This window comes from Streptomyces viridosporus T7A, assembly GCF_008704515.1.
Lineage (GTDB): Bacteria > Actinomycetota > Actinomycetes > Streptomycetales > Streptomycetaceae > Streptomyces > Streptomyces viridosporus.
The window spans coordinates 2,736,222-2,748,692 of sequence record NZ_CP023700.1; the positions used below are offsets into that span (position 1 = coordinate 2,736,222).

The window sequence follows — 12,471 nt, forward strand, 5'->3', positions numbered from 1 at the left end:
AACACCAGCACGGCAGACGATCCCCGCCATCCGCACCACGGGACCCCACCGGAAAAGGGATGACATGCCCATGATCGAAAACAGAGCCGGAGCCGTACCCGGAACCGGATCCAGGGCCGCCGGAGGCAGAGGCCGCCTGCGCGCCGCCCTGAGCGTCGCCACCACCGCCCTGCTCACCGCCACCGCGCTCGCGGCACTCCCCCAGACCGCCCACGCCGCCGACACCCTGGGCGCGGCGGCCGCCGAGAAGGGCCGCTACTTCGGCGCCGCGGTCGCCGCGAACCGCTTGGGCGAGGCGCAGTACGTCGCCACGCTGAACACCGAGTTCACCTCGGTGACGCCGGAGAACGAGATGAAGTGGGACGCCCTCGAACCGAGCCGCGGCTCCTTCAGCTTCGGCTCGGCCGACCGGATCGTGAACCACGCCCAGAGCCGGGGCATGGACGTCCGCGGGCACACCCTGGTGTGGCACTCCCAGCTGCCGGGCTGGGTCTCCGGGCTCGGCGCGAGCGACCTCCGGTCGGCCATGAACCACCACATCACCCAGGTCATGACCCACTACAAGGGCAAGATCCACTCCTGGGACGTGGTCAACGAGGCGTTCCAGGACGGCGGCAGCGGCGCCCGGCGCAGCTCGCCCTTCCAGGACAAGCTCGGCAACGGCTTCATCGAGGAGGCGTTCCGCACCGCCCGCGCGGCCGATCCGAACGCCAAGCTCTGCTACAACGACTACAACACCGACGGCGTCAACGCGAAGAGCAATGCCGTCTACGCCATGGTCCGGGACTTCAAGTCCCGCGGCGTGCCGATCGACTGCGTCGGCTTCCAGTCCCACTTCAACCCCAACTCCCCCGTGCCCTCCGACTACCAGGCCAACCTCCAGCGCTTCGCCGACCTCGGGGTCGACGTGCAGATCACCGAGCTGGACATCGAGGGCTCGGGCACCGCGCAGGCCACCGACTACGGCAACGTCGTACGGGCCTGCCTGGCGGTGACGCGCTGCACCGGCATCACGGTGTGGGGCATCCCGGACAAGTACTCGTGGCGGGCGAGCGGAACGCCGCTGCTGTTCGACGACAACTACAACAAGAAGCCCGCCTACCACGCCGTGCTGAGCGCGCTCGGCGGCTCCTCCGGCGGCGACCCGGGCGGCCCGGGCACCCCGGGCGCGGCCTGCACCGCCACCTACACCACGGCGGAGGACTGGGGCGGCGGCTACAACGGCAAGGTGACCATCACGGCGGGCGGTTCACGGATCAGCGGCTGGAGCGTGAACGTCACGCTGACCGCCCCGCAGAAGGTCGCCACGGTCTGGAACGGCACGCCCACCTGGGACAGCAGCGGCAACGTCATGACGGTGCGCTCCAGTTGGAACGGCACGCTGGAGGCCGGAGCCTCGACCAGCTTCGGGTTCACCGTGAACCGGAACGGCGGCTCGACGCCCCCGCAGGTCGGCGCCTGCACGGCCTCCTGACCGGTCCCCGCCCCCGGCCGGCCCGCATCCCGCCGACGGGTGCGGGCCGGCCTCCCGCCGCGCCCGGCCCTCCCCGGCACCGGTGTCCCCGGTGCCGGCCCCCGCGGTCGGCGTCACCTCACCACCGCGGTGCCCCACCGTCGCGAGCCCGCTCCCCCTCCGGCTCCCCGTCGTGCACGCTTCGGCTCCCCGTCGTGCACGACAGCCTCGCCGTACCGCCGCCGTGACCCCGATCACCCCAGGAAGCCACCCCTGGTCCCTTTCCTACGGCCGGGTAGAGTGGCGGGGTCGTCATCACACCCGTACGGGGGGAAGCCGGTGCAATTCCGGCGCTGACCCGCAACCGTGAGCCGTCCACCGGGACGGCGAGCCGGAATGCCCCGGACGGATCGTGACCGGCTCACGTGCCCGGCGCTCCGCCGGTACACGGCGCCGTCGAGGTATACGGAGCCGAGCCGCCGGGGTGTCCCGTGCTGCCCGGCTCCCCGCAGGGAGAGGCACCCGCCGATCATGAACGTCCGCCGCAGCGCAGCGGTCCTGACCGCCGTCGCCGTGATCGGCGCCGCCGCGCCGGCCGCCGCCGACGCGTCCCCTTCCCCGTCGCCGTCCCGGGCGGCGCTCCCGTCCGCCCTCTACGGCGACGGGGACCCGCAGTACGACGGCGTCTGGCGCCAGTCGCTCGCCCTGCTCGCGCAGCACACGGTGGGCGTCGAGCCGCCGGAGCCGGCCGTCGACTGGCTGGCCGGGCAGCAGTGCGCCGACGGCTCCTTCGCCCCGTACCGCGCCGACACCGCGAAGGCGTGCGACGACAAGACGATGGTCGACACCAACCAGACCGCCGCCGCCGTCCAGGCCCTCGCCGCGCTCGGCGGCCACGACGCCGTGACCGAGAAGGCCGTCGGCTGGCTGAAGTCCGTGCAGAACGAGGACGGTGGCTGGGGCTACACGGCGGGCGGCGACAGCGACACCAACTCCACCTCCGTCGTCATCGGCGCGCTGACCGCCGCCGGCGAGCGGCCGGCCGACGTGAAGAAGGACGGCAGGTCCCCCTACGACGCCCTGCTGAAGCTGGCGCTCCCGTGCGATGCCGACGGCGCGGGCGCCTTCGCCTTCCAGCCGGGCAAGAAGGGCGAGTTGGTCGCCAACGCGGACGCGACGGCGGCGGGCGTCCTCGGTTCGCTCGGCAAGGGCCTGGTCGTCGAACCGGGCGAGGAGGCGAAGACGAAGGCCGGCTGCGAGAAGGCCGCGACCCCCGAGCAGGCCGCCGCCAACGGCGCCGCCCACCTCGCCTCCGTCCTCGCCGAGGACGGCCACCTCACCTCCGCCCTCGCCGGCGCCGAGGACCAGCCCGACTACGGCAACACCGCCGACGCGGTCGTCGCGCTCGCCGCGCAGGGCTCCACCGAGCCGGCCACCGCGTCCCTGGCCTGGCTGGAGAAGAACGCCGCCGACTGGGCCGCCCAGAGCGGCCCCGCCGCCTACGCCCAGCTGATCCTCGCCGCCCACGCCACCGGCGCCGATCCGCGCGACTTCGGCGGCACCGACCTGGTGGAGCAGCTCACCGCGACCGGCCCGGCCGCCCAGGCGGACCAGGACGGCAAGGGAGAGGAGGACGAGGCGGAGAAGAAGCAGCAGGAGGAGAAGGACTCCGGCTTCGGCATCTGGTGGTTCGTCGGCGTCTGCCTGGTCGCCGGTGTCGGCGTCGGCTTCCTGATCAGCGGCCGCGCGAAGAAGCGGCAGCCGTGATACGCCGCACCGTCGTCCTGTTCCTGGCCGCGCTCCTGCCGTTGCTGGCGGGCGCGGGCCAGGCGCAGGCCACCGGCTACCGCTACTGGTCCTTCTGGGAGCGCGACGGCGGGGCGTGGACGTACGCCACCCAGGGCCCGTCCCTCGCCCGCCCCTCCGACGGCGACGTCCAGGGCTTCCGCTTCTCCGTCAGCGAGGACTCCGCCGACGCGGCGAAGCCCCGCGGCACCGCCGACTTCGCCGCCATCTGCGCCGGGACCCCGCCGCGGGACGGCGAGAAGCGCGTGGCCCTGGTCATCGACTTCGGCACGCCCGCCGACGCCCCCGCCGGCGAGACCCCGCCCGCGGGCCGCACGGCCTGCGCCCGGGTCTCCCCGGACGCGACGACGGCCGACGCCCTGGCCGCCGTCGCCAAGCCCCTGCGCTACGACACCAGCGCCCTGCTGTGCGCGATCGCGGGGTACCCGGAGAAGGGCTGCGGGGAACAGGTGTCGGGCGAGAACGCCCCGGCACCCGGTGAGAAGGACACCCCGAACCCGTCGGGCTCTTCGGACTCCTCGGATTCCCCGGGCTCCTCGGACTCCTCCGGCTCCTCGGACGGCGGTCCGTCCCTGGGCCTGGTGGCCGGGATCGCGGTGGTGGTGCTCCTGGGCGCGGCGGCGACCTGGCAGGTACGCCGTCGTGGCTAGCGACGCCCGCCCGCGGGGGCGTTCCGGCACCGCCGTCCCGGTGCCGCCGGACGTCCCCGCCTCCCGCCACCGCGGCACCCCGCTCCACCCCGGCGCCTGGTGGCTGTGGGCCCTCGCCCTGGGCACCGCCGCCACCCGCACCACCAACCCGCTGCTGCTCGCCCTGCTCATCACGGTCTCCGGGTACGTCGTGGCGACCCGCCGCCCGAACGCCCCCTGGGCCCGCTCCTACGGCGCGTTCGTCAAGCTCGCCCTCGCCGTGCTGCTCGTCCGCCTCCTCTTCGCGATCGTCCTCGGCTCCCCCATCCCCGGCACGCACGTGATCGTCCACCTTCCCGAAGTCCCGCTCCCCGACTGGGCGCAGGGCATCCGCCTCGGCGGCCGGGTCACCGCCGAGGCCCTCACGTTCGCCCTGTACGACGGCCTGAAACTCGCCACGCTGCTCATCTGCGTGGGCGCCGCGAACGCCCTCGCCAACCCCTCCCGCCTGCTCAAGTCCCTCCCCGGCGCCCTGTACGAGATGGGCGTGGCCGTCGTCGTGGCGCTGACCTTCGCCCCGAACCTGATCGCCGACGTCCAGCGCCTGCGCGCCGCCCGCCGTCTGCGCGGCCGCCCCGACAAGGGGCTGCGCGGCCTCCTGCACGTCGGACTGCCGGTCCTGGAGGGCGCGTTGGAGCGTTCCGTCGCCCTCGCCGCCGCGATGGACGCCCGCGGCTACGGCCGCAGCGCCGAGGTCCCGCCGTCCGTCCGCCGGACCACCGCCGCCCTCACCCTCGGCGGTCTGCTCGGCGTCTGCGCCGGAACGTACGGGCTGCTCACCGCCGAGGGCGGCACCTACGGCCTCCCCGTCCTCCTCGTCGGCCTCGCCGCCGCCCTGGCCGGCCTGTGGCTGGGCGGCCGGCGCACCCTGCGCACCCGTTACCGCCCCGACCGCTGGGACGCCCGTGCCTGGCTGGTCGCCGGTTCGGGCGCGGCGGTCGCGGCGCTGCTGGCCCTCGCCGCCGGCCGCGACCCGGCGGCCCTGCACCCCGGCGTGGTCCCGCTCGTCGCCCCCACCCTCCCCCTGTGGCCCGCGGCGGCCGTCCTGATCGGCCTGCTCCCCGCCTTCGTCACCCCCGCCCCCGAGGGCGCCCCCCGCAAGGAGCCGTCGTGATCCGCTTCGAGAACGTGTCGGTGACCTACGACGGTCTGACGCAGCCCTCCGTCCGGGGCGTCGACCTCGAGGTCCCCGAGGGCGAACTGGTCCTCCTCGTCGGCCCGTCCGGCGTCGGCAAGTCCACCGTGCTGGGCGCGGTCAGCGGTCTGGTCCCGCACTTCACCGGCGGCACCCTGCGCGGCCGGGTCACCGTCGCCGGCCGCGACACCCGCACCCACAAGCCGCGCGAACTGGCCGACGTCGTGGGGACGGTGGGCCAGGACCCGCTCTCCCACTTCGTGACGGACACCGTCGAGGACGAACTCGCCTACGGCATGGAGTCGTTGGGCCTCCCCCCGGACGTGATGCGCCGCCGCATCGAGGAGACCCTCGACCTGCTGGGCCTGGCCGACCTGCGCGACCGCCCCCTCTCCACCCTCTCCGGCGGCCAGCAGCAGCGGGTCGCCATCGGCTCGGTCCTCACCCCGCACCCCCGGGTGCTGGTCCTGGACGAACCGACCTCCGCGCTCGACCCGGCGGCGGCCGAGGAGGTCCTGGCGGTCCTCCAGCGCCTGGTCCACGACCTGGGCACCACGGTCCTCATGGCCGAGCACCGGCTGGAGCGCGTCGTCCAGTACGCCGACCGGGTGGCCCTGCTGCCGGGCCCCGGCGAGCCCCCGCTCCTCGGCGCCCCGGCGGACGTGATGGCGGTGTCCCCCGTCTTCCCTCCCGTGGTGGACCTGGGCCGCCTCGCCGGCTGGTCCCCGCTGCCGCTCACCGTGCGGGACGCCCGGCGCAGGGCGGCCCCGCTGCGCGAACGCCTCGCCGACCGGGAGCCGCGGCGGGACGCGGTCCCGGCGCCCGCGCCGCCCCCGGCCGGCCGGCGCCTGTTCCGGCGCGCGAAGCCGGACGCCCCGTCCCCCGCGTACGTGGCCGAGGTCCGCTCCCTCGCCGTCCGCCGCGACCGCGTCCGGGCCCTGCGCCACGTCGACCTGACGGTCGTCCCCGGTGAGACCATCGCCCTCATGGGCCGCAACGGCGCCGGGAAGTCGACGCTGCTGAACGCGCTCGTCGGCCTCGTCGAACCGTCCGCCGGATCGGTGCGCACCGGCGACGCGGTGCCCCACCGCACCCGCCCCCGCGACCTGGTCCGCCGCGTCGGCCTGGTCCCGCAGGAGCCGCGCGACCTGCTCTACGCCGACACGGTCGCCGCGGAGTGCGCGGCGGCCGACCAGGACGCGGACGCGGAGCCGGGCACGTGCCGCGCCCTGCTGTCCGAGCTGCTTCCCGAAGTGGCCGACGACACCCACCCCCGCGACCTGTCCGAGGGCCAGCGCCTGGCGCTCGCCCTGGCGGTGGTCCTGACCGCCCGCCCGCCGCTGCTCCTCCTGGACGAGCCGACCCGCGGCCTGGACTACGCGGCGAAGGCCCGCCTGGTGGCGATCCTGCGCTCACTGGCCGCCGAGGGCCACGCGATCGTCCTGGCCACCCACGACGTGGAACTGGCGGCGGAACTCGCCCACCGGGTGGTCCTGCTCGCCGAGGGCGAGGTGATCGCGGACGGCCCGGCGGCGGAGGTGGTCGTGGCCTCCCCGTCCTTCGCCCCGCAGGTGGCGAAGGTCCTGGCCCCGCAGCACTGGCTCACGGTCTCCCAGGTCCGGGAGGCGCTGTCGTGACCGCCGAGGGCACCGGTACGACCCGCGGCGGCACCGGCACGCAACGCCAGGCCCGGGCCGTCCGGCTGGGTCCGCGCTCCCTGGCGGCCCTGGTCCTGGTGAGCGCGGTGGGCGTGGCCGGCTTCGGCTGGCCCTTCCTCGCCCCGCCCGACTCCACCCTGAACGCCCACGCCCAGGACGCCCCCTGGCTCTTCGCCGGTCTCCTCGTCCTGCTGGTCGCGGTCGTGGCGGCGACGATCTCGGAGTCCGGCCTCGGCCCGAAGGCGGTGGCGATGCTCGGCGTCCTGGCGGCGACGGGCGCGGCGCTGCGCCCCATCGGCGCCGGAACGGCCGGTCTGGAGCCCATGTTCTTCCTCATGGTCCTCAGCGGCCGGGTCCTCGGCCCCGGCTTCGGCTTCGTCCTCGGCTCGGTGACGATGTTCGCGTCCGCCCTGCTCACGGGCGGGGTCGGCCCCTGGCTGCCCTTCCAGATGCTGGCGATGGGCTGGTTCACGGCGGGCGCGGGCCTGCTGCCGGGCCCGGACCGCCTGCGCGGCCGCGCCGAGGTCCTGATGCTGGCGGCGTACGGCTTCCTGGCGGCCTTCGCCTACGGCACCGTGATGAACATGGCGGGCTGGCCCTTCATGTCCGCCCTCGCCTCGAACATCTCCTTCGACCCGGAGGCGACGGTCCCCGCGAACCTGGCCCGCTTCCTGGCCTACTGCCTGGCCACGTCCCTCGGCTGGGACCTGGGCCGGGCGCTGGTCACCGTCGCGCTGACCCTGGTGCTGGGCGCCCCGGTCCTGCGGGCCCTGCGCCGCGCCACCCGGAGGGCGGCCTTCGAGGCGCCGGTCACATTCGACGCTCCCGCTCGGTGAGACGCCGCACGCGGTCCGTGACCGGGGTGGTGAACCACCCCACATGACGCGGATCACGTACGAAGCGGGGCCGTAGACACGGCGCGGCGCCGGACCCCGGCGCCACCGGGTCACACCAAGCCTCCGTGCCCCGCCCTCACCCTGACACGGCGTCCGATATGCGACCTCGGGTAGTAAAAGGGCTCATTGCGGTCAAACCCCGGATTTGTTTCGGTGAAGCGGTCGCCAGGCGCCGACGTGCCCTCCCGGGCCGCGGCGCCGACGCATGTCCGCCGCGCACCGCACGGCACCGGGCACCGCACACGGCGACCACCCCGTCCCCGACCGAAAGGCCGCCCGTGTCCGCCGTTTCCCTCCTCCGCACCCTCGCCACCCCGAAGAAGGCCGTCGCCGGTGCCGCCCTCGCCGCAGCCGCCTGCGGCACGCTGATCGCCGCCGCACCCGCGCAGGCCGCGCCGACGGCGGCCACCTCGGCCCAGGCGACCGCGCAGAAGATGATCGGCAACTCGGCGCAGTACCAGTGCTTCTCGAACATCGTCCAGCACGAGAGCAACTGGAACCACACCGCCACCAACGCCTCCAGCGGCGCGTACGGCCTGGTCCAGGCCCTGCCGGCCACCAAGATGGCCTCGGCCGGCTCCGACTGGAAGACCAACCCCGCCACCCAGATCAAGTGGGGTCTGGACTACATGAACGACCGCTACGGCAGCCCCTGCGCCGCCTGGGACTTCTGGCAGTCCAACAACTGGTACTGATCCCGACTCCCGCACCCCGTACCGAAGGCGGCGGCTCCCCGATCCCCGGAGCCGCCGCCTTCGCCATGCCCGAAGACGCCCCGGCCCCGGGACCGGGCGAGTACCGGATCAGCTCGGAGCACGATCCTTCTCCGGCGCCGACGGCTGGCTGCCGATCCTGCCGACGGTCCTGCCGACGGCCTCGGCACCGCTCCCGGAACCGGTCCCGGAATCGGTCTCGCCACCACCCTCGGCACCGGTCCCGCCACCGCCCTCGCCGTCCCCCTCGGCTGCGGCCGTGACCGTCCGGGCGCGCGGGCCCTGGAGCAGGTACGTCAGTCCGAAGCCGGCACCGACGACGATCGCGCCGCCGACCGCGTCCAGGATCCAGTGGTTGCCGGTGGCGACGATCGCGGCGGCCGTGAACAGGGGGTGGAGCAGACCGAGCGCCTTCATCCACATCCTGGGCGCGATGATCGCGACGACCAGTCCGCACCACAGGGACCAGCCGAAGTGCAGCGACGGCATCGCCGCGTACTGGTTGGTGAGGGCGGTGAACGTGCCGTAGTCGGGCTGGGAGAAGTCCTGCACGCCGTTGACCGTGTCGATGATCCCGAGGTGCGGCATCAGGCGCGGCGGGGCCAGCGGGTAGAGCCAGAAGCCGACCAGGGCCAGGAGGGTGGTGAAGCCGAGGCTCGAGCGGGCCCAGCGGTAGTCGACGGGACGGCGCCAGTACAGCAGGCCGAGGACGGTCAGCGGGACGGCGAAGTGGAACGAGGTGTAGTAGAAGTCGAAGAAGTTCCGCAGCCAGCCGATCTCCACCACGGCGTGGTTGACCGCGTACTCGATGTCCAGGTGGAGCACGCGCTCGAGGTCGAGGATCTGCTGCCCGTGCTCCTCGGCACGGGCGCGGCCGGCCGCGTTGCTGCCGCCGGTCGCGGCGAGCCGGACCTTGGCGTACGCGGCGTACGTGACGCGGATCAGCAGCAGTTCGAGCAGGAGGTTCGGGCGGGTGAGCACCCGGCGCAGGAACGGCAGCAGCGGGACGAACCGGAAGCGGGCCGGGACCGGGGCGGCGTACCGGGTCGGGACGGGTGAGCGGAAGTACGGCGAGGTGCGGGAGAGGAACGGGACGGCGGTGGCGGCGGCCAGGGCGGCGAGGAGGACGACGTTGTCGCGCAGCGGGTGCAGCGCGGCCATGTCCGGCAGCATCATCTTGGCCGGCAGCGTCATCACCAGGACGACGGCGACGGGCCACACCGGCCGGTCGGAGGCGCGTCCGCCGACCCGGCCGACGGCCGTGAGGAGCACCCACAGCAGTTGGTGCTGCCAGGCGGTCGGGGAGACGGCGATGGCGGCGCAGCCGGTGACGGCGACGGCGAGCAGCATCTGGCCGTCGCGGGCGTAGTGGACGGCGCGGCGCAGGCCGAGGGCCACCACGGCGGCGCCGAGCAGCAGGAAGAGGCCGATCTCGAGGGGGCCTTCCAGGCCGAATCGGAGCAGGGCGCCGTGCAGGGACTGGTTGGCGAGGTCGTCCGCGGGGCCGCCGAGGCCGGCGCCCGCCATGTGGTGCACCCAGTAGGTGTGGGAGTCCTGCGGCATGGCGGCCCAGGCGAGCGCGGTGGCCGCGGCGAAGGTGGCGCCGGTGGCCGCGGCGGCCCGGCGGCGGCCGGTGAGCCACAGCAGCGGCGCGAGGAGCAGCAGGGTGGGCTGGAGGGCCGCCGCGACGCCGATCAGGACGCCGCCGGCCCGCTGGCCGTGCGCGACGAAGCAGCCCAGCAGGACGAGGAGGACCGGGATGATGCTGGTCTGGCCGAGCCACAGGGTGTTGCGCACCGGCAGGGACAGCATGAGCAGGCTGACGGCGACCGGGGCGGCGAGCAGCGCGGTGCGCCGGCCGACCGGTTGGGGCAGGGCGCGGGCGGCGATCACGCCGAGGGCCACGACCAGCAGCAGCGTGCCGAAGGTCCAGCCCCAGCCGAGGGCCTCCTCGGCCGATCGGGTGAGGGGTTTGAGGACGAGCCCGCCGAAGGGGGTGCCGGTGAAGCGGGTGGAGTCGTAGAGGGAGCCGCTGACGTGCAGCACGCCCTCGGGGCCCACCCAGGTCTCCAGGTCCGTCAGCCGCTCCCCGCGCGGGGTGCCCAGGACGACGGCCACCTGCCGTACGGCGAGGACCGCGGCGAGCAGCCACAGTCCGAGGCGCGCCACGCGCAGCCGTGCCCGGGTGTCGCCGACGACCGTCGCTCCGAATCCCTCCGCCGGTCGCCCGCCGTGCTCCGCATTCGCCACGCCCCGCCTGCCTCCCGCCCCGCTCGCCCACGCGCCCGTGCGTGGGGTCCGTCCTGCGCACCCTATGAGGCTCGCACCGTCCCCGGGCAAAGACGCAGGAAACCCCCGCGTCACCTGGCGTCCCTCCCGCTTTTGTCCGGATGACGACAGTCCGCGGGGGCCGGGCCGCCCGCCGCGGGCGCGAGATGGCTCACAGCGAGCGGCCGGCCGGGACGCCGCGCGGAGGGGCTGCGGCCCTGCCCACGCCACATTTAGATGCCGTGTGCAGCTAAACGCATACCGTCCGTAGAGGGGCCAAGTGCGCTTATCGTCGCTTTCTCGGCCCGAGCGACAGCGTCGCCGCGCGGACCCGTCCCTGTTCCCGTCGAAAGGTAGGCGAGCGAAGTTTTGTCGACTGCCCCGGTCGTCGCTCCCCCGTCCTCGTCCGCGTCGCGGAAGGCCGACCCCGCCGCCCCCACCGTCACCGATCCCGCGCTCGTCCGGCGTGCCGTGAAGGCGGCAGCGCTCGGCAACGCGATGGAATGGTTCGACTTCGGCATCTACAGCTACCTCGCGGTCACGCTGGGCAAGGTCTTCTTCCCCTCGGGCGACCCCACCGCCCAGTTGCTGTCCGCGTTCGGCGCCTTCGCCGCGGCCTTCCTGGTCCGCCCGCTCGGCGGCATGGTCTTCGGCCCGCTCGGCGACCGCGTGGGGCGGCAGAAGGTCCTCGCCCTCACGATGATCATGATGGCGGCGGGCACCCTCGCCATCGGTCTCATCCCGTCCTACGCCACGATCGGCGTGGGCGCCCCGATCCTGCTGCTGGCCGCCCGCATGGTGCAGGGCTTCTCCACCGGCGGCGAGTACGCCGGCGCGTCCACCTTCATCGCCGAGTACGCCCCCGACAAGCGGCGCGGTTTCCTCGGCAGCTGGCTGGAGTTCGGCACGCTCGCCGGGTACATCGCCGGCGCGGGCCTGGTCACCCTGATGACCGCGCTGCTCTCCTCGGAGGACCTGCTCTCCTGGGGCTGGCGCGTCCCGTTCCTGATCGCGGGCCCGATGGGCGTCATCGGCCTCTACCTGCGCACGCGCCTGGAGGAGACGCCGGCGTTCGCGGCCGAGGTGGAGAAGGCGGAGAGCGACCGTCCGAAGGTGCCGCTGCGCGAGATGGTGACCGGCCAGTGGCGCGCGCTGCTGCTGTGCGTGGGCCTGGTGCTGGTCTTCAACGTCACCGACTACATGCTGCTGTCGTACATGCCGAGCTACCTCACCGGTGAGCTGGGCTACGACACGACGCACGGTCTGCTCGTGGTCCTCGGCGTGATGGTGCTGATGATGGTCGTCCAGCCGTTCGCCGGTGCGCTGACCGACCGGGTCGGCCGGCGGCCGGTGATCGCGGCCGGGTGCGCCGGGTTCCTGCTGCTGTCCGTCCCGGCGCTGCTGCTGATCCGCGAGGGCAGCCTGCTCGCAGTCGCCCTCGGCTTGGCCGCCCTCGGCCTGCTGCTGGTGTGCTTCACCGCCTCCATGCCCTCCGCGCTCCCGGCGCTGTTCCCGACCCGCGTGCGGTACGGCTCGCTGTCGATCGGCTTCAACGTCTCGGTGTCGCTGTTCGGCGGCACGACCCCGCTGGTGGTCACGGCCCTGATCGGCGCGACCGGCGACGTGATGATGCCCGCCTACTACATGATGGCCGCGGCCGTGATCGGCGGGTTCGCGGTGTGGCGCATGGCGGAGTCGGCGGGACGCCCGCTGCCGGGTTCGGCGCCGTCGCTGGAGGCGGCCGGGACACGCTGAGGGCACCGGCCGGGAAATCCCCCGGCCGGTGCCCCGTGCGCCACTATCTTCGTCAGCGCCGCCAGTCGGACGAACTGACCGGCCCTACGGAAGGTGCA

General features: G+C 74.3%; 9 protein-coding genes and 1 riboswitch. Of the genes, 8 read left to right on the plus strand and 1 reads right to left on the minus strand.

Annotated features, from left to right (window positions below; all coding sequences use genetic code 11):
* Positions 1-64: 64 nt before the first annotated feature.
* From CP969_RS12750 to CP969_RS12780, 7 genes are all read left to right on the plus strand, one after another.
* On the plus strand, positions 65-1,474 hold the full coding sequence (locus tag CP969_RS12750; RefSeq protein ID WP_016826490.1) for a glycoside hydrolase family 10 protein: 1,410 nt from the start codon (positions 65-67) through the stop codon (positions 1,472-1,474).
* Positions 1,475-1,782: 308 nt separating this feature from the next.
* Positions 1,783-1,855, plus strand: a riboswitch (cobalamin riboswitch).
* 129 nt (positions 1,856-1,984) lie between these two features.
* A complete protein-coding gene (locus tag CP969_RS12755) occupies positions 1,985-3,220 on the plus strand; it encodes a prenyltransferase/squalene oxidase repeat-containing protein (protein ID WP_016826489.1) in 1,236 nt (411 codons plus the stop codon).
* The gene (locus CP969_RS12760) at positions 3,217-3,909 is read left to right on the plus strand and encodes an SCO2322 family protein (protein ID WP_016826488.1); all 693 of its coding nucleotides are present in this window, start codon (positions 3,217-3,219) and stop codon (positions 3,907-3,909) included. The genes CP969_RS12755 and CP969_RS12760 overlap by 4 nt, the downstream gene beginning before the upstream one ends.
* Complete coding sequence (locus tag CP969_RS12765) at positions 3,902-5,062, plus strand: energy-coupling factor transporter transmembrane component T (RefSeq protein ID WP_004988778.1); 1,161 nt, start codon at positions 3,902-3,904, stop codon at positions 5,060-5,062. Before CP969_RS12760 ends, CP969_RS12765 begins: the two co-directional genes overlap by 8 nt.
* A complete protein-coding gene (locus CP969_RS12770) occupies positions 5,059-6,720 on the plus strand; it encodes an ABC transporter ATP-binding protein (RefSeq protein WP_150474922.1) in 1,662 nt (553 codons plus the stop codon). The genes CP969_RS12765 and CP969_RS12770 overlap by 4 nt, the downstream gene beginning before the upstream one ends.
* Complete coding sequence (locus CP969_RS12775) at positions 6,717-7,577, plus strand: ECF transporter S component (protein WP_016826485.1); 861 nt, start codon at positions 6,717-6,719, stop codon at positions 7,575-7,577. Before CP969_RS12770 ends, CP969_RS12775 begins: the two co-directional genes overlap by 4 nt.
* Before the next feature lie 338 nt (positions 7,578-7,915).
* The gene (locus CP969_RS12780) at positions 7,916-8,332 is read left to right on the plus strand and encodes a lytic transglycosylase domain-containing protein (protein WP_004988774.1); all 417 of its coding nucleotides are present in this window, start codon (positions 7,916-7,918) and stop codon (positions 8,330-8,332) included.
* Positions 8,333-8,440: 108 nt separating this feature from the next.
* Here CP969_RS12780 and CP969_RS12785 read toward each other — a convergent pair whose 3' ends face one another.
* Positions 8,441-10,600: a bifunctional glycosyltransferase 87/phosphatase PAP2 family protein gene (locus tag CP969_RS12785; RefSeq protein ID WP_016826484.1), complete on the minus strand. Its 2,160-nt coding sequence runs from the start codon at positions 10,598-10,600 to the stop codon at positions 8,441-8,443.
* Between the two features lie 387 nt (positions 10,601-10,987).
* Between CP969_RS12785 and proP the strand changes: the two genes are divergently transcribed.
* Complete coding sequence (gene proP, locus CP969_RS12790; protein ID WP_016826483.1) at positions 10,988-12,373, plus strand: glycine betaine/L-proline transporter ProP; 1,386 nt, start codon at positions 10,988-10,990, stop codon at positions 12,371-12,373.
* Positions 12,374-12,471 lie beyond the last annotated feature (98 nt).

Excerpts from the sequence above, each read along its gene's own strand:
- CP969_RS12750 (WP_016826490.1), top strand. The coding sequence starts at position 65 with ATGCCCATGATCGAAAACAGAGCCGGAGCCGTACCCGGAACCGGATCC.
- CP969_RS12755 (WP_016826489.1), top strand. The coding sequence starts at position 1,985 with ATGAACGTCCGCCGCAGCGCAGCGGTCCTGACCGCCGTCGCCGTGATC.